The following is a 17,433-nucleotide window of genomic DNA, read 5'->3' on the forward strand; positions in this document are numbered from 1 at the left end:
GGACGTGGTCAAGGTTCAGGCCGGGCTGCTCGCCGGCCGTGAGGCTGCGGCCTGGACGTACGCGACAACGGGGACCGCAGTGATCGTCACCTTCCTGCTCACCTCCTCCTCGGCGCGTTACATGCTGGCCGTGTTGATATCTGCCTCGGTCGTCGTCGCGATCCTGGTGGGCGTGGCCAGGAACAGGCCGCCGTCGGCCCTTCCGTGGTACCTGTTCGCGGCAGCCATGGCGCCGTACGCGGTGGCGGACACGATCTGGGGTCTCTACCAGGTCCGCGGCGCCGACGTTCCGTTCCCCGGCGTGGCCGACCTGCTCTACCTCGGCAGCTACGTGCTGTTCACCGCCGGTCTGGTGACCCTGGCCCGGAAGCACGCGGGCCGGCTGCACTGGGCGGGGCTGCTGGACGCGGGAATCGTCACGTTGGGATTCGCCACTCTGGCATGGACGTTCATCATCGCCCCCTACCTGCGCAGCCGGCTTGCCGCGTGGCCGATGGCGGTGTCCATCGCCTATCCCGTCACCGACCTGGTGCTGTTGTCCCTGGCCGCGTGGCTGATGTTCACCACCGGCACCCGCACACCGTCGTTCCTGATGTGCATCGGATGGCTGCTCGTCCTGCTCGCCTCCGACGGCCTCTACTACGGGACCGAGGCGACGCATGGGACCGCGCTCGCGGAGAACGTGTCCGAAGTGGGGTGGATGGTCTCGTCCCTCCTGCTGGGGTCGGCGGCGCTGCACTCCTCCGTTGCCCGACCGCCGCAACTCGCCGAGACCCAGGAGAGGATGCCCCGGCGGCGACTCTCGATCCTGATCGCGCTCATCCTGATGGGGCCGTTGATCGTGCTCGCCGACATCGGTGGCATTCGGGATCAGCCGATGCATGTCACCGTGATCGTCGGCATGATGGCGGGGCTGTCGCTGCTGCTGGTTCTGCGCATCGCGTTCCTGGCCCAGTACGCCCAGGAGACGGCCACTGCCGCGAGCACGCGAGCCTTGGCACTCACCGCCTCGTTGCAGGAGCAGGCGGAGCTCCAGAAGCTTCTGAGTCATCAGGCGACCCACGACCCGTTGACGGGTCTGGCCAATCGAGCGCTCCTGAACGAACGTCTGGAGACCGCCCTCGAGCAGTGCTCCACCACTGCCTGCGCAGGACTGCTGATGCTGGATCTCGACGGCTTCAAGGACGTCAACGACACGCTGGGACACTCGGTCGGAGACGAACTGCTGGTGGACATCGCACGGCGGCTGACGGGCAAGGTCCGCGAGCAGGACCTGGTGGCCAGACTCGGCGGCGACGAGTTCGCGCTCCTCGTGGAAGGCGTGGACGCGAGCACGCTGCACGAATACACCACGCGGATTCTTGACTCCATCACGGCCCCCTTCACCCTCGCCCACGGCCATTCGGTGCACGTGACGACGAGCATCGGAGTCAGGAGAATCACCAGACCGATCACGCCTGCAGAAGCGTTGCGGGACGCCGACACCGCTCTCTACAGAGCCAAGACGGCAGGCAAGAACCAGGCCGCGTTCTTCGAATCGACGCAGTAGACATTCTCATCCCCGGGCCTGACCGCGGACCACGACGCGGCCGGACTGCCGGACTGCCGGACTGCCGGACTGCCGGACTGCCGGACTTCACGAGTCAACCTGATAGGCCGTTCGGACCGACTTTCCCACCACGTGGCGCGGTGAAGTTTGCAACGGTCTCAGTGACTGTCATTACTGATCCAATCCAAATGCTTGGTTCCGGTGGCCCCTTCGATTCATGGGTAGGCAATGAAGGCAGGGAAGGCAGGGGAGGCAGGAAAGGATCCGGGTCGCAGCCGGAAGGGCGCTGTGGCGAGGGCGCGGGCATGCGCCGCCGTGATGCTACGACGCCGCCACCGAACCCTCCTCTGGGGTGCCGGAGCTGTCGGTCTGTTGTCCGCCGCGTCGGCCGGTTTCCTGGTGTGGGAGGTCCGCGCGGTCCAGAACAACCTTGCTGCGGCTCAGGTGGCCACCGACCGACTGCAGACGGAGATGGCCGCTCATCGTCAGCCCTCGGCCGAGATGCTGGGCGACATCCGGAAACACACGGCGGCCGCCCGGAGCGCGGCCGGCACGCCGGTGTGGAGCGCAGCCGAGAGCCTTCCACTGATGGGCCCCCCGCTCCGTTCTGCCCGGGGGCTGAGTGTCGCCGCCGACGAGATGGTCACCGGGGTGCTGCCGGAGGCTGTGCGACTGCAACAGATGCTCGCGTCCGGCCAGATGATGTACCAGGGGCGCGTCGACCTCCGCCGACTTTCGGCTGTCACGGACCTGCTGGGGGGCGTGCACCGTCAACTGGCCGGAGTCCGGACGACGTTGAATGGCCTGCCCGGCTCGACGGTGGTCAGTCGCCTCGACCTGGCACGGCAGCGGCTGTCCGACCGGGTGGCGCGCCTTTCCGACTCGGTCTCCGAGGCGGAGTCGACGACGCGGCTGCTGATGCCTGTTCTGGGGGGTACGGCGCCACGCTCCTACTTTCTCGCCTTCCAGAACAATGCCGAGGCCCGGGGGACCGGTGGCCTCGTAGGCGCCTTCGGTATCCTGACCGTCGACCGTGGTGGCATCACTTTGCACGACTTCGCGTCGGACGACACGCTGCCGCGTACCGACACCCCCGTGGCGAACTTCGGACCGGCGTTCGACCGCCGGTACAGCGGTACCGAGAGTACCCAGGGGCTGGCCAATTCCAATCTGTCCGCTCATTTTCCGTACGCGGCGCAGATCTGGGTGGGCCTGTGGCAGCGACTTACGGGACAACGTCTCGATGGGGCCATCGCAACCGATCCTGTAGGACTCGCCCGTGTCCTCAAGGCCACGGGCCCGGTCCGACTTCCGGACGGAAAGAAGCTGACGGCGGAGAACACCGTGGAGCTCACCGAGAGCACCCTTTATGCGTCGTACAGTAATATCGAAAGAAAACGTTTCCTGGTACAGGTCGCGCAATCAGTAGCTGCTGCCTTGCTGCGCCACGGGCACGATTCGGTGGCCCTCCTCCACGCACTGGGGCAGAACGCCGGCGATGGCCGACTACGTGTGTGGAGCAGAGATGCCTCCACCGAGTCGGCACTCGGAAAAGCCGGGCTGGCCGGCGACGTCCCCGAGAGAACAGGGCCCTTCGCCTACCTCGTGGTCAACAATTCCGCGGGCAATAAAATGGACTACTACCTGGGGCGGTCGCTGGCCTACGAGCTAGGCCCTTGCCATGGCGGTGCCCGTTCCAGCGTGGTGCGGATCAGACTGAATAACGGCGCTCCCGCTGTGGGCCTGCCTCCCCTCGTCGCTCTCCGTTCCGACGATCCCCGGCACTCACATCCCCCGGGATCAACAAGCATCTGGCTTTCGCTGTACGCCAGTTCCGGTGCGCGGTTCACCGGTGCGACGCTGGACGGGCGGCGACTTCTGTTGTCGTCGACCGAGGAGCGGGGTCACCCGGTGCTCGGGACGCAGGTGGAGCTTTTGCCCGGTCAGACGCGAGAAGTGGACGTTCGTCTGCTGGAACCGGCTTCGGAGCGGCCCCCCGTGGTGCCCTCGCAGCCGTTGGCACGGCCGCAGACCACCAAGGTGCGTATGCAGCCGTGCGTGAAGTAGTCAAGGGGAGTCGTTCAAGCGGGCGGCGAAATCGTTACCCACGGAAAATCAGGTCCGTGAGATCGCAAGAAACATTCTGATCCACCCAGAAGGACGCGGCGGCGTCCGTGGACATGCCGTCAGTGAAGTGCCGAAATAGGTCTTCGGCAATTGACGTCCTGCTGATCGGGGTTCACCTTGCGTGGGGAATGCGCGGGCAAAGAGAAGCTGACAGCGGTTCATCCTGCGGTGCTCCACACCGCAGAGAAAAGCCGCGCCCGGCCGGGTGGCTGGTCCGGCGTTGCCGCCCGGTGTCGCCGACCGGCGGTGGCCGCCATGGACGCGGTCGCCTGGACATGCGGCCTCCTGATCGCAGGCATGACCAGCAGCGGCGCTTCCGACCTGCTCGTCGGACCCGGCGATCTGGTCGTCGGCTGTGCTGTCACGGGGGCAGCAGCGGTGCTGGCCGGGGCCGTGTGCGGGCTCTACTCCGGGCGCTATCAGGCGGAGACCGGCCCGGAACTGAGCGCGGTACTGGTCTCCGCGGGGCTGACCGGGCTCCTTCTGGTGGGTATTGGTCAGGCGGGACTGCCCCTGGTGGGCGACAGGCCGGCCGTGGCCGGACGGGCCGCTCTGGTCGGCGTGCTTGCCATGATCACCGTCAGGGCCGCGGCGGCGACCGTCCGGCGCAGGCCTCGGCGGCCCGCGCCGAGCGCCATCAAGGTGATCGTGTTCGGCGCGGGCAGTGCCGGAGCGCAACTGGTGCAGCGGCTGATCGGTCAACCTGGCGCGCAGTACCAACCGGTCGCCCTGCTGGATGACGACCCGGCCAAGCGCCGGCTGCGGATCTGCGGGATCCGAGTGCGCGGCGGGCGGGAGCGCCTGGCGCAGGTCGCCGCGGAGACCGGGGCGACGGTCATGGTGATCGCGATCGCCGGCGGGTGCCGGGACGGCCGGGTGATCCGCGATTTGATCACCCTGGCCGAGTCGGTGGGTCTGGTCACCAAGGTGATTCCGCGCATCGAGGAACTGGTCGCCGGACCGGCGCGGATCGACGACGTCCGCGACCCGCGGATCACCCAGCTGCTGGGTCGCGATCCGGTCCGCCTGGACCTGAAGTCGGCCGCCGCTCAATTCACGGGACGCCGCATCCTTGTCACGGGCGCCGGTGGCTCGATCGGCGCGGAGCTGTGCCGCCAGCTGCACCGTCTGGATCCCGCGTCGCTTGTGATGCTCGACCGAGACGAATCAGCTCTGCACGCGATTCAGCTCGCGCTACACGGCCGTGCGCTGCTCGATTCCGACGAGGTCGTGCTGGCCGACATCAGGGATGCCTCCCGCATCCGCGATGTCTTCGCGCAGGCCCGCCCCGAGATCGTGTTCCATACGGCGGCGGTGAAACATCTGCCGCTGCTCGAGCGGTATCCGGCCGAGGCGCTGAAGACGAACGTGACCGGCACGTTGAACGTGCTGCGAGCGGCAGCGGATTGCGGTGTGCGGTCGTTCGTGAACGTCTCCACGGACAAGGCGGCCGACCCGGTGAGCGTCCTCGGTACCTCCAAGCGGATCACCGAGCGGCTCACCGCGCACATGGCCGGTGAGTTTCCCGGGACCTGGGTGTCGGTCAGGTTCGGCAACGTCCTGGGCAGCCGGGGTTCGCTGCTCGGCTCGCTGTCCGCGCAGATCGCCGCGGGCGGCCCCGTCACCGTGACTCATCCGCACGTCGCCCGCTACTTCATGACGGCCACCGAAGCCGTCCAGCTGGTGCTGCAGGCCGTGACGGTCGGGGAGAGCGGCGAGGTCCTCGTCCTCGACATGGGAGACCAGGTCCGTATCGTCGACCTCGCCCGCCGGATGGCCGCCGCAGCGCCACGGCGCGTGGAGATCGTCTTTACGGGGCTGCGGCCCGGCGAAAAGCTGTCCGAGGATCTGCTGGGCGCCGGGGAACGTGATCACCGGCCGAGGCATCCGCTGGTCAGACAGGTGCCGGTGCCCGCACTCGATGCCGCTGAGGTCACCGGCATCGCTCACCTCACCGATCCGGAAGAGGTACGCGCCGCGCTGGCGCTCCTCGCCGCGGCGGTCGGTCCCGAGGAGTCGGCCGACCAGGCCGTGCTGCCCGGCCAGCCCGGAAGAGCGGAGGCCAGCAGGTGACCGCCCCGCCCGTACCGGGCCGGCACCGGGCGGGCCCGGCGACCGCGAAGGTGTCCACCGCGCGGCCCGGCGACAACCAGGTGCCTCACCGCAGGCCGTACCGCGGCAAGCGACTACTGGACCTGGTCGTGCTCGGCCTGATCATCGTGCCGGCCGCGCTGCTCTGCGCGGTCGCCGCGCTGACGCACCTGCTCGCGCACGGCAGACCCGTCCTGTTCCGGCAGCAGCGCGTCGGCCGCGGCGGCCGCCCGTTCGTCCTGCTGAAACTGCGCACGATGCGGAACGTCCCGGACGGACCGGACACACCGGATGACGCCGACGTCACCCGGGTGACCGCAGTCGGACGGGTACTGCGCCGCACGTCTCTCGACGAGTTGCCCCAGCTGGTCAATGTGCTGCGCGGACAGATGAGCCTGGTCGGGCCCCGGCCGACGCTGCCCTACCAGGTACGCCGGTACACCGATCGTCAGCAGTTGCGGCTGCTGGCCACCCCGGGCCTGACCGGCCTGGCGCAGGTGCACGGGCGGCAGCGGCTGAGCTGGCCGGAGCGCATCGAGTGGGATCTGCGGTACGTCCTGCGCCAGAGCTTCCGGCTCGACCTGGCCATCTTGTTCCTCACCGTCTGGACGGTCCTGGCCGGGCGTGGAGCCACCGCCAGCCACGACAACGATCCCATCGCCCGCAGATCAGAAAGGATGCTCTCAGGTGCCTGACAGCAACGTCCGGATCCGGCTTGCCAGTCCCGACCTCGGTGAGGAGGAGGCGGAGGCGGTATGCAGGGTCCTGCGCAGCGGTGTTCTCACCAACGGCGCGGAGAACGAAGCCTTCGCGCAGGAGTTCGCCGACCGGCATCAGGCGCGGTTCGGTGTGACGTTCTGCACCGGCACTGCCGCGCTGCAGGCGATGTTGCTCGCCGAGGGCATCGGTCCCGGCGACGAGGTGATCGTCCCGTCGATGACCTTCGTCGCCACCGCGACATCGGTGTGCCACGTCGGGGCCTCCCCGGTGTTCGCCGACATCGACCCCCGGACCTTCAACCTCGACCCGGTGTCGGTCGCCGCCCGCATCACCGGGGCCACCCGGGCCGTCATGACCGTGCACTACGCCGGGCAGCCCGGGGACCTCGACGGGCTGGCGCGGGTGTGCGCCGCGGCCGGCGTGCCGTTGCTGGAGGACGCCGCACAGGCGGCCGGTGCCCAGTACCGCGGCAGACCGGTCGGCACCGTCGGCCGGTCTGCCATGTTCAGCTTCACCCCGGCCAAGAACATCACCACTGGTGAGGGCGGCATCGTGCTGACCGACGACCCGGGGGTCGCGGAGCGGCTGAGACTGCTCCGCAACCATGGTCAGACCGGCCTCTACCAGCACGAGAGCCTCGGCTACAACTGGCGGTTGACCGAGATGCAGGCCGCGATCGGCCGAGTGCAGCTGCGCAAGTTGGACGGCATCCTCGCGCGCAAACAGCAGATCGTTCGATCGCTGACCCGGCGGCTGACCGGGCTGCCCGGCCTGACCACGCCCCATCAAGCATCCGACACCAGGGGCACCTGGGCGCTCTACACCTGCCTGCTTCCCGGCATCCGGGACCAAGTGCTCGCCGACCTGCTGGACCGGGGCATCGAAGCACGGATCTACTTCCCGCCCGTTCATCGGCAGCCGCTCTTCGCCCGACGGGGCGGCGACACCGGGCTCGCCGCGGAACTGCCGGTGACCGAGGCCGTCGCCCAGGCGATGCTCTCGCTGCCGGTGCATCACCGGCTGACCGAGGCGGAGGTGGCCGAGATCACCGACGCGGTGAGCACCGCCGTAGAGCGGGCGACCATGGCGCCTAACGCACTGGACCGGCCGATGCCGGTCGGTGCCCGCTGACCGTGCAATCGTGTGCCGGCCCGCACGACTTGGGCGCGAGGTCCACGACGGCGCCCGGGGCCCGGCCGCGATGCTCGGGGTGGTCCTGGTCGCGTCGGCGCCGGATGCCCGGGAGCCCTTGACCGAACCGGAGGGTCAGGGCTGCCGGGCCCTGGCGGGCACGCCCACGACCACCTGACCCGGTGTGACATCGCGGGTCACCAGTGCCGCGGCGCCGACCATCACGGACGGCCCGATCCGCCGGCCCTGCAGCACGGCGGCGTTGCTGCCCACCGTGGACCCGGCGCCGACGGTCACGTTTCCGGCGATGTTGGCCCCCGGCAGGATCGTCACGAAATCCTCGAGCACCGTGTCGTGACCGATGCTGGCCTGATAGTTGACCTGGACGTGTGCGCCGATGACGGTGCCGGTGGAGATGAACGCCTGGCCGAGCACAACACAGCCGCGCCCGATCCGTGCGCCGGGGGAGACCACCGCCCGTGGGTCGATCACGGTTGCCGCTCGCATGCCACGATCCTCGAACTCCCGGGCCAGCCTTCGGCGCGCGTCGGCGTCGGCGATCGCCACGACGAACTCGTTGCGCTGTCCGTCGGGCGGGGCCAACTGCCCGGGAATGAGCACCGGACAGCCCTCCACCGCAGCGGCTGCCGGGTGCTCGTCCACGAAGACCACCTCTGGTGCCGCGGCCGTCGCGCGCACCGCGTCCAGCGTCTCCCTGCCGAAGCCGCCCGCGCCCACGATGTGCAGCGTCACGGCCGCACCTCCGGCACCGGCTCCTCGCGCCGCGCCGGTGCCGAGACCGCGTCGAGGAACGCGCCCGCCAGGGCGGTCATGCCGTGATGCCGGTACACCCAGCGGCGGCCGCGCTCACCCATCCGCTTCCGTTCGGACTGGCTCATCCCGGCCAGCCCCGCCAGCCCGGCCGCCATGTCCGCCGGTGACTCGGCGGGGACGCACACGCCGCCGCCGGACTCGCGTACCGGGCCGCCGGGCGCGTTGCTCGCGAACAGCACCGGCTTGCCGGACGCCAAGTAGTCGAACAGCTTGTTGCTGCTCAGGCCGTAATTGAAGACCGCGACATCGCGCAGGCAGAACAGCGTCACGTCCAGCTCGGCCAGCACGGCAGGCACGGCCCGTTTCGGCACCGGTGGCCAGAACAGCACGTTGTCCAGGCCGTGTCGGTGCGCAAGCTCCTGGCAGGCGGCCTTCTCCTGGCCGTCGCCGACCAGCACCACAGCGACCCGTGGATGGCCGGCGGACCGCAACTCCGCCGCGGCCGCGACAATGGTCGCCACCCCGTTGGCCGGACCGTGCGAGCCGACGTAGCCGGCGGTGAGAAAGCCATCCTTGCGCAAGCGGCTGATCCGGTCGATCAGGTCGGCGGCCTGGTCCGCGGAGTCCGCACCGTCCAGGCCGGCAGGCAGGCTCGGATCCCCCGACGGCGGGAGGTCGGGGATCCCGTTCGGCACATACTGGATCTTGTCGGCCGGCACACCGCGGGCCTGTAGGTAATCGGAGGCCCCGGGCAGGAGGCAGATGACTGCGGAGGCCTGCCGGCAGCAGAAGGACTCGGCCAGCCGGAGCAGCCGGGCAGGCAGCCCGTTCGCGCGCAGCGCGCCCATGTCGATCAGGGTCTGCGGCCACAGATCGCGCACCTCGAAGACGAAGCGGGCGCGGCGGCCGCGGGCCGCCAGCCAGGCGGCGAGCACCGCGGGCAGGTGCACTGAGGAGCCGACGATCACGTCCGGCCGGTTCAGACCGCGTTGCACCGAGAGCACCCGGGCCGCGTAGTAGGCCATGTTCAGCGCGCGGCGATATCCGTTGCCGGTGTACGGCGGCGTGCGGACCCAGACGAAGCGGACGCCGTCGAAGGTCCGGGTGGCCACCTTCTCGCCGGGTGCGAGCCGCTCCTCGCGCCTGCTGAAATGGCTGAAGCTGCTGGCGAAGACGGTGACCTCGTGCCCCTTCGCCGCCAGCACCCGTCCCAGCTCGTAATGCCGGGTGCCGGCGGCGCAGTCAGGCGGCGCCGCGTAGTGGTTGAAGATCCAGATCCTCATGTCCTCACCTCCGCCGAAGCCGCCCTGTCGTAGTCGACGGCGTGCTGAGCAACGGGCTCGTCGTGGGTCGTGACGCCAGTACGTCGATGATCCGGACGGTGGTCTCACCGTCACCGAAGGGTGCGCGCGGCTCGCCGGCCGGGCCGCGGCCGCCGACAGTTCTCAGGGGTCGGGCACCAGCACGTCCATTCCGTCTCGGCGCACGGGGCACCGAGCGCCAGCCCCTCCTTCTGCAGGTCGCCGGAGTCGGTGATCCGTCCGTGGGCCCCGGCCAGCTCGGCGATCACTTTCCGGTAGGGCAGCGGGCCGACCGCTGCGGGGAGCCGCCCGACAGGTCGATGCCGAACTGCCGGACTCGGGCGGCGAGTCGTGGGTGGGGGGCACCAGCAGCCGGGCGGGATGCGGGCCTGCGGCGAGCGCGGCAACCATTGCGACCTGCCGCTCCGGATGGTCGGTGGTGGCCTGCTCGGTGCACGGCGGCGAGCAGGTACTGCCCCGGATGCCCGCTGCGGAACGGTGAACGCCGTTCTCCACCCGGCCCCGCCCACTGCTCCCTGGTCACCCGCGGCGTGGCCATCGCCACCGCGGTCGGAGCGAGCAGCAGATCGGCCAGGCGATCGGCCATGATCCGGTTGCCTTCCTCGGGCACCGTCCGGTCGAAGGACTGCAGGTCCACTTCCACATGCCCGAGGGGCAGGTCGCGGGCCACCGCCGCGAGCGTGCCGGCGAGGGTGGAGTTGGTGCCGCCGTAGGTCAGTAACGCAGTCCGGGCGCTCCCGCCCGAGGACTGGATCGAGCGCCACGAGCATTCTGGAGGTCTGCTCTGCCTGACTGGCCGGGCAGACCTCCAGGTTGACGTCCGGGCGCGGGATGCCGAGATCGTCGAAGAAGGACGGGGACAACAGGTGGTCGTGGTGCTGGCCGGTGTGCACGATCAGCTGTTCGTCGCCGCGGCGGGCGAGCTGGCACGCGACCGGTGCAAGCTTGACGAACGGCGGACGTGCACCGACCACACTGAACACTTTCACAACGGCGTTCCCCTGTCAGGCCGGGTCGTCCACGCCGGAACAGCCCTGTCCGGCGTCTGCTAACGCCAGCGGTGACCGGCCCGACGCCGAGAAACGCTACTACTCTGTGTGCTCAACATGCCACTTTGGGTTACTGGTGCCGCTACATTGTGCGCGTGCCGAGGCGGTGACGACATCCGCCGTCCCTGCGGTACCGATCCCGTTTCGCGACTCCGGAGGCCGTGTTCGTGGTGCAGTCGATCATGAAAGGCCTCCGCGTCCGACTGCCGGGAGTGAGCCCGGCGGCCATCGGAGGCTCATTGGCCGCGCGACTGCTCGCCACGGCGATGAGCTTCGCGGCGGGCGTCATCGCGGCGCGGGACCTGGGGGTGCACGGCCGGGCCACGTTCGCGGTCATGATCTCGGTCCCCACTGTGCTGAGCATCGTCACGGTCCTGGGCATGGACAACGCCAACGCCCGGTTCGCTGGAACCTCGCACACCGCGTACCGTCAGATCGTCCGGTGGAGCGTGGCGTTCTCCCTGGTTCCCGGTTCGGCACTGGCGGGGCTGTGGTTGCTGCTCGGTCATCTCTTGCCGGTCGTGCTGCTCGGTGTGCCGTTTCGGCTTGCGCTGGTCGCGGCCACCATGTGCCCGGTGACCCTGCTGACCACGCTGCTCGGCACGGCCGAGATCGGCCGCGGCCGGGTCAGGACGTACACCCTCGCGAGCACCGTCCCGGCGGCCTGTCACCTTGTCGGAGTCTGCGGCCTGTTCGCCGCAAGATCACTGACCCCCACTAGTTGCTTTCTGTCCGCGCTGGCCGGGCAACTGCTCTGCGCCGGGGTGCTGCTGATGGCGAGCACGGCCCGGGTCCACGACGATGGTGAACGGGTGTCCGCCCGGACTTTCGGCAGCTTCGCCCTCAGGGCCTATCTCCCGAATCTCATCCACTACGGAATGCTGCGTCTCGACGTGCCGGTGATCCAGTTGCTCGCCGGGGCGACGGCCGTGGCCATGTACGCCGTGGCACTGCCCGTGGCCGAGGCGATGTTCCTGCTTCCGACGGCGGTCGCGCTGGTGATGTTTCCCGCGGTCACGTCGGGTGCCGTCGACGCGCGGGCGGCGGCCAGGATTGCCCGGACCGTGTTCGCTGCCGCCGCCGCGTCGGCCGCCATGGTGGCGGCAGCCGCACCCGTCCTGATCCCGGCGGTCTACGGGCGGCCGTACTCCGGTGCCGTGCAGGTGATCTGGGCGATGCTCCCGGGTCTTGTGCTGTTCAGCACGGGCCGCTCGCTCCAGGCCTATCTGGCGGCCACCGACCTGCTTCGGCCGGTGATCACGGCCACCGTGATCGGCGGGATGGTCAACGTCGTTTTGCTCGGAGTGCTGACCCCCCACTATGCGGCAGTCGGTGCCGGCGCGGCCGACTCGGCCGGATACCTGGTGTTCGCGATCCTGATCGGCCGGGGTGTGCGGTGGGGCGTCCGCGCCGGCCGGCACCCTCTGGCTCGGCCTGCTGCCGAGGACGGGCAGCCCGCCCCTGCACGCCGACCGGTCGGTCGACTGGTGGCCAAGTGGGTCGGCGACAGCCGGCAGATCGTGTATCCGAGGTATGTGAGGTCCATGATGCTCAGGCGAGCCCACCTGGTCGCGGCGGGGCTTGTGACCACGGCAGGTGTCGGCTACCTCGCGATGGCGTACGGCCCCGCCGTCAGCTTGGTCGGCGCCGCCGTCGGGATTGCGGTCCTCGTCGTGGCCTGCCTACTTATCCCAGACGCGGGTCTCTATGTGCTCGCAGCCGCGATCCCGCTCTCGCAGTCAAACGTCGGGACATCGCTCATCAGCCCGAGGCGCCTGGTCGCCCTGATGCTCGTCTGCCTGCTGGGTCGCCTCGTCGCCGGCACGGGGATCGTGTGGCCGAAGCTGATCGGTGCCCTGATCACCACCGGCACGGTCGGTTATATGGCGGCCGCCAGCGCCGTGGTCGGCGACACCGGGCCAAAGGGCACCGGAAACTGGCAGTACCTGTTGCTGACGTGCGCGCCGCTGTTGCTTGTACCACTGATCGCCCCACCGGGACCCGCTCTTGACCGGGCGCTCACGGTGTTCTGCTACGGCAGTGTGATTCTGGCCGTGATCGAAATCGCCCAAGCCGGGTCCATCTTCGCCATGAAGGCGGACCTCACCCCTGCCGACACCGCTGTTCTGGCCATCACCCAGGAGGGCACAGCCAACCACAACGCCGTGGGGGCCCTGCTCGTCATGGCGGCCGCAGTCCTGCTCAGGCGCTGCCCGGCCGTCCGGGGGCGCCTGACGCGACTGGCAACCGCCGCCTCGGTCGTAGTGCTCGGCCTGGGGGTCGCTTACTCGCTGAGCCGCGAGGCATATCTGGCGGGCATCGCGGTGATCGCGCTCTATACCGCCCGTAGATCACTGCGCGGTGCCCTGGCCCTGGGTGCCGGCGCGGCCTGCATACTGCCGCTGCTGCCCGAGGCGATCGCGGCCCGGTTCGACTCGATCCTCGGCGGCGCCCCGGACGCCAACTCTGCTGTACGGCTCGACCTGTGGAGCAGCGCCCTGCGGATGTTCGAGGCACACCCGGCTTTCGGCGTCGGATATTTGAATTTCGCCGACCAGTTGCCCGCCTATTACCAAGCCACCGGTGATTACGAGGTCATGTTCCTACAGTTCCCGCTCCTGGAATTCGCGCACAACACCTACCTGACCGTGCTCTCGCAGACAGGGCTTGTGGGCGCGCTCGGGATCGGCGCACTTGCCGTGCTCGGCGCCCGCCGGGCCTGGAGTGCGATCCGCTCCGGTGATCCTGCGGGTGAGGCGGCGCTGCTGGCCATGGTCGGTGCCGGGGTCTGCTCGCTGTTCGGTGAGGTCCTGCTGGTGCCCCCTCTGCTGGCCGGCCTGATGCTGATCATTCTGGCTGCGAAGCCGGTTCCGGTCGGCCCATCACGGGGGCCGACACCAGTACCGGTGCCGGCAGCGGCACCGGTACTGGCGTCGGCGTCTGCGCCGGTGGCGCGATGAGTACGTTCGGGAGCGGGAAGCCCCCGCGGCGGCTGCGCATCCTCCAGATCACCTCGACCGCCGTCGGCGGGAGCTGGTTCCACGATCAGGTGCGGGGGCTGGCCGAGCTTGGCCACGAGGTCTGCGCGGTGCTGCCCCGGGAAGGCCCGCTCGCCGACCGGCTGCGCAAGGTCGGGGGCGTCCGGGTGGAGATCATCGGGTTCGGACTGTCCCGTCGTGTCAGGCAGTTGCCCGGGCTGATGGCCGCGCAGTGGCGGCTGATGAAGTTCGTCAGGGAGTACAAGCCGGATGTCATCCACTCGCATCTGATCATCGCCATGCTCGCGGCACGAGTGGCGTCGTTTGCCCATCGGCCGGCGCTGGTCGTGTCGCAGGTTCCAGGACTGGTGCATCTACGGATGGCTCCCTTCCGGATCCTGGAATGGCTCTCGCTGCGTCGGGATGACCTGGTGCTCGGGTCGTGCCGGGCGATCGCGCACCGCTACCAGGCCATGGGAGCGCGGTCGGTCGCGGTCAGCTACTACGGCTGCGACGTGCACCGGTTCGATCCGGCGACGCCGCCGGGGCCGTTCCGCCAGGAGTTCGGGCTCGGCGGCGACACGCCGGCCATCGGCATGGTCGCCTACATGTATCCGAGCAAGCTGCGCGAGTTCCGCCAGGTCGGCGTCAAGGGGCATGAAGTCTTCATCGACGCCGTCCCGCTGATTCTGCGGCAGAACTCCGACGCCAGGTTCTTCGTGGTCGGCGACGAGCTGGTCGGCGACGGAGAGTACCGGAGAGAGCTGGAACGCCGCGCTGCCCGGCTCGGCGTCGCCGACCGGATCCGGTTCACCGGCTTCCGGTCCGACATCAGCTCGGTCATGGCCGGGCTGGACGTACTGGTGAACCCCTCCATGGACGAGTCCGCCTGCTACACCGTGGTGGAGGCGCTGCTCATGCGCAAGGGCGTGGTGGCGACTGAGGTCGGTGGCCTGCCGGACACCGTCCAGCACGGTCGTACCGGCCTGTTGGTCCCACCCGCCGACGCGGCAGCACTGGCACAGGCCGTGAACGCACTGGTCGCCGACCCCGCAGCACGTCTCCGCATGGCCGGCCGCGGCCGCGAACTCGCGCTCCGGCAGTTCGACATCGCCGGGACAGTGAGCCAGGTGGACGAGCTGTACCACCAGGCGCTGGCCGCGCGGGGGCGACGCCGGCCGCTCCGCTGGAGGAAGGCGTGAAGGACAGGACGTGGCCCACAGCAACCCTTGCCGGCATGGTGGGGAAGGCGGTACGCGACCTGCGGCGGCCGAGCTTCCCGGTCGACGTGACGGCACCGCCAAGTGACACGTCGACCGACCAACCGGCTAGATACCCGCTCGACCTGCGGCCGATGACCGCCGGGAGCATGCTCGACCACGAGCACGTCGTGGTGACGCGTGCCGTGACCGGCTCAACCTACCGGAACCCGGTCTCGGTCAGCCTGTATGCGCTCGCCCAGCACACCCGCGCGCTCGCCGCCGGACGGTCCCCGGCCACTTCGGACGAACGGCCGCCGGGCATCCAGGCTCTGCTGACTCAGGCCGGATGGCTGCGTGCCGCCCAGGACAGCAATGGCGGCTGGCGCTATCCGGTACCGGTGCCGCGGTACGGCGTACGCCCGGGCTGGTACTCCGCCATGGCTCAGGGCCTGGCGGTGTCCGTGATGCTGCGTGCATACGCCACGACCGGCGAGCGGTCCTTTCTCGATGCGAGCGAGGGTGCGGTGGAACTGATGCTTCGGCCGCTGGAGGCGGGCGGCTGTTCGCACTACGACCAACTGGGGCGCCCTTTTCCCGAGGAGTGCCCGTCGGACCCGGTCAGTCACATTCTCAACGGTGCGGTCTTCGCCCTCTTCGGTCTCTGCGAGCTGAGTGGGCATCAGGGCGGGACTGTCCACGAGCGCGTGGCGGACCGGCTGCGCGACTCGCTGCCCGACTTCGACCTGGGGTACTGGACCAGATACGACCTGCGGCACCACGCGCCCGCCAGTTTCGCCTACCACTGCCTGCACACCGCTTTGCTGACCGCGGCCGGACGCGTGCTCGCCGACCCGCGATGGCTGGCGGTGGGCACCGCGTGGGACCGCTACACGCGGAGCCCGACCAGGCGGGTGCGAGCTGCGGCCGGCAAGGGCCGTTTCGTACTCAGGGAGCACCGTGCAGGATCATGATCATGTCCCGCTACGGCGGCGCACGGACGATGTGCCGGCCGCGCCGCTGCGCGTCGTCCTGCTCGCGCCGGCCACGTCGGCGCACACCCGGCGTTGGGCGGACGACCTGGCCGTGCGGGGCCATCAGGTGACGGTCTGCAGCTGGCACGAGCCGGGCCTGTCTCCCGATGGCTGGCGAGCCGCATCCGCCCCCACCGGAGGGCGCCGGCCGTTGCGGGTGCTGCGCGCGGGGCACTGGCTGCGCCACGAGGTGCGCGGGGCGCGGCCGGATGTCATCCACGTGCATTCGCTCGGTGCGCACGGGGCGCTCTCCCTTCTGCTCCCGGCCCGCCCGACGGTGCCGCTCCTTGTCACGCCGTGGGGCTCCGAACTGCGCGCGGCGGACCGGCATCCCGGCCGGGCGCTGGTCGCCCGGCTGGCGCTGCGGCGGGCCGTGCGCGTGGTACCGACCTCCCGGGAGGTGGCTGAGCTGGTCGCGACCCGGTACCGGGTCCGCCGCTCACGGATCACGGTCCTGTCCTGGGGGGTACCGGACGTGCTGCTGGATGCCGGACACGACGCAGATCCCCGGTTGACACGCGCGAAGTACGGCATTCCGGCCGAAGCCACGGTCGCGCTGTCGGTCCGCAGTACGTCGGAGGTCTACCGTACACACGAGATCCTCACGGCCTTCTCCCGCGCCGCGCGGGTCCGGCCGGACCTGTTCCTCCTGCTGGTGGCAGGTCACCAGCCGGTTCACGCGGCCGCCAGACACGCGCAGCAGGAATATCTCGGGCTGGTGCGCGCATGGGCACAAGACCTGTCCGGCCAGGTCGCCCTCGTCGATCAGCCACTCGGCCAGGCCGAGATGTTCAGCCTGATGCGCGCGAGCGATGTGGCGATCTCGGTCCCCCGGTCCGACCAGCGAAGCTCCTCGGTGCTCGAGGCCGCGGCTGCCGGGTGCCGGCTGCTGCTCTCCGACATCGCGCCCTACCGGGAACTGCTGGCGGACGGCCTGCTGGCGGACCTGCTTCCCGATCCGCTGGTCAGCACGTTGGCTGATGCCCTCTCAGGCACGGGGCCGCTGGATGCCGCCGATCGCCTTGCCAACAACCAGCTGATCGGCCAGACCGAGCGAGGTTCCCTGAAAATCGCCGAACTCGAACGGCTGTACAGGGAGGTGGCCCGTGCGGGGGCGATGTGATCCCGCAGGATGCCAGGGGGCCGCGAGGGGCACCTCATGCCGGAACCAGGGCGACGCGGAACACCTTGGGCCAGAACCTGCCCGTGAGGCGGAACCGTCCGTTCCGAGGGTGGCCGCGATGCCGTTCGAAGGGGAGCTGGGGGCGACTTTGCCGGCACGCAGGAGGCCCGAGGCGAGGCCGGCCCGCCAGGATGGTCCCCTCGCCGAAACCTGGGGGTGAAGGTCCTCGAAACCCTCACCCACGCCCCCGGGCCGCGATCGGCTCGGATCGGGTGAGCAGCGCGGTGGCTCCGTCCGGAGGAAGCCGGTGGCCAGGAGCGCCGCCATGTCCGACAG

Annotated in this window: 13 protein-coding genes and 1 pseudogene; 10 read left to right on the forward strand and 4 right to left on the reverse strand. The window is 69.8% G+C overall.

From position 1 onward, the window contains the following. Window positions 1-4: 4 nt before the first annotated feature. The 5 genes from ABZ453_RS00430 to ABZ453_RS00450 all read left to right on the forward strand — a co-directional run bounded on the left by ABZ453_RS00430 (window position 5) and on the right by ABZ453_RS00450 (window position 7,618). A complete protein-coding gene (locus ABZ453_RS00430; protein ID WP_359010061.1) occupies window positions 5-1,549 on the forward strand; it encodes a GGDEF domain-containing protein in 1,545 nt (514 codons plus the stop codon). Window positions 1,550-1,921: 372 nt separating this feature from the next. After that, window positions 1,922-3,616: a DUF4012 domain-containing protein gene (locus ABZ453_RS00435; protein ID WP_359010063.1), complete on the forward strand. Its 1,695-nt coding sequence runs from the start codon at window positions 1,922-1,924 to the stop codon at window positions 3,614-3,616. Between the two features lie 357 nt (window positions 3,617-3,973). Continuing rightward, complete coding sequence (locus ABZ453_RS00440; RefSeq protein WP_359010065.1) at window positions 3,974-5,749, forward strand: SDR family NAD(P)-dependent oxidoreductase; 1,776 nt, start codon at window positions 3,974-3,976, stop codon at window positions 5,747-5,749. After that, window positions 5,746-6,462 (forward strand): sugar transferase, encoded by a 717-nt coding sequence (locus ABZ453_RS00445; RefSeq protein ID WP_359010067.1) that lies wholly within the window; start codon window positions 5,746-5,748, stop codon window positions 6,460-6,462. The genes ABZ453_RS00440 and ABZ453_RS00445 overlap by 4 nt, the downstream gene beginning before the upstream one ends. Then, a complete protein-coding gene (locus ABZ453_RS00450) occupies window positions 6,455-7,618 on the forward strand; it encodes a DegT/DnrJ/EryC1/StrS family aminotransferase (RefSeq protein ID WP_359010069.1) in 1,164 nt (387 codons plus the stop codon). Before ABZ453_RS00445 ends, ABZ453_RS00450 begins: the two co-directional genes overlap by 8 nt. Window positions 7,619-7,753: 135 nt before the next feature. Here the strand turns inward: ABZ453_RS00450 and ABZ453_RS00455 are convergent, their stop codons facing one another. The 4 genes and pseudogenes from ABZ453_RS00455 to ABZ453_RS00470 all read right to left on the reverse strand — a co-directional run. Continuing rightward, window positions 7,754-8,371, reverse strand: a complete 618-nt coding sequence (locus ABZ453_RS00455; RefSeq protein ID WP_359010071.1) for an acetyltransferase — start codon at window positions 8,369-8,371, stop codon at window positions 7,754-7,756. After that, window positions 8,368-9,675 carry a glycosyltransferase family 4 protein gene (locus ABZ453_RS00460; RefSeq protein WP_359010073.1) on the reverse strand — a complete coding sequence of 436 codons (1,308 nt, stop codon included), beginning with the start codon at window positions 9,673-9,675 and terminating at the stop codon, window positions 8,368-8,370. The genes ABZ453_RS00455 and ABZ453_RS00460 overlap by 4 nt, the downstream gene beginning before the upstream one ends. 283 nt (window positions 9,676-9,958) lie before the next feature. Continuing rightward, a complete protein-coding gene (locus tag ABZ453_RS00465; protein ID WP_359010075.1) occupies window positions 9,959-10,384 on the reverse strand; it encodes a hypothetical protein in 426 nt (141 codons plus the stop codon). A gap of 109 nt (window positions 10,385-10,493) precedes the next feature. Continuing rightward, a pseudogene (locus tag ABZ453_RS00470) lies at window positions 10,494-10,607 on the reverse strand (UDP-N-acetylglucosamine 2-epimerase (non-hydrolyzing)); the annotation flags it as partial. On the opposite strand from ABZ453_RS00470, the gene ABZ453_RS00475 reads away from it, so the two are divergent. From ABZ453_RS00475 to ABZ453_RS00495, 5 genes are all read left to right on the forward strand, one after another. Continuing rightward, window positions 10,581-10,766, forward strand: a complete 186-nt coding sequence (locus tag ABZ453_RS00475) for a hypothetical protein (RefSeq protein WP_359010077.1) — start codon at window positions 10,581-10,583, stop codon at window positions 10,764-10,766. The pseudogene ABZ453_RS00470 and the gene ABZ453_RS00475 sit on opposite strands and share 27 nt — an antisense overlap. A 164-nt stretch (window positions 10,767-10,930) precedes the next feature. Continuing rightward, window positions 10,931-13,723 carry an O-antigen ligase family protein gene (locus ABZ453_RS00480; RefSeq protein WP_359010079.1) on the forward strand — a complete coding sequence of 931 codons (2,793 nt, stop codon included), beginning with the start codon at window positions 10,931-10,933 and terminating at the stop codon, window positions 13,721-13,723. Further along, window positions 13,720-14,943: a glycosyltransferase family 4 protein gene (locus ABZ453_RS00485; RefSeq protein ID WP_359010081.1), complete on the forward strand. Its 1,224-nt coding sequence runs from the start codon at window positions 13,720-13,722 to the stop codon at window positions 14,941-14,943. Before ABZ453_RS00480 ends, ABZ453_RS00485 begins: the two co-directional genes overlap by 4 nt. Next, complete coding sequence (locus ABZ453_RS00490) at window positions 14,940-15,914, forward strand: D-glucuronyl C5-epimerase family protein (protein ID WP_359010083.1); 975 nt, start codon at window positions 14,940-14,942, stop codon at window positions 15,912-15,914. The genes ABZ453_RS00485 and ABZ453_RS00490 overlap by 4 nt, the downstream gene beginning before the upstream one ends. Further along, window positions 15,901-17,097: a glycosyltransferase gene (locus tag ABZ453_RS00495; RefSeq protein ID WP_359010085.1), complete on the forward strand. Its 1,197-nt coding sequence runs from the start codon at window positions 15,901-15,903 to the stop codon at window positions 17,095-17,097. Before ABZ453_RS00490 ends, ABZ453_RS00495 begins: the two co-directional genes overlap by 14 nt. Window positions 17,098-17,433 lie beyond the last annotated feature (336 nt).

The organism is Streptomyces sp. NPDC005799 (assembly GCF_040630525.1).
GTDB lineage: Bacteria > Actinomycetota > Actinomycetes > Streptomycetales > Streptomycetaceae > Streptomyces > Streptomyces griseorubiginosus_B.

What these genes read in the sequence shown, in the direction of transcription:
- ABZ453_RS00440 (WP_359010065.1), top strand. Translation starts at nt 3,974, where the DNA reads ATGACCAGCAGCGGCGCTTCCGACCTGCTCGTCGGACCCGGCGATCTG.
- ABZ453_RS00460 (WP_359010073.1), bottom strand. Translation starts at nt 9,675, where the DNA reads ATGAGGATCTGGATCTTCAACCACTACGCGGCGCCGCCTGACTGCGCC.
- ABZ453_RS00485 (WP_359010081.1), top strand. Translation starts at nt 13,720, where the DNA reads ATGAGTACGTTCGGGAGCGGGAAGCCCCCGCGGCGGCTGCGCATCCTC.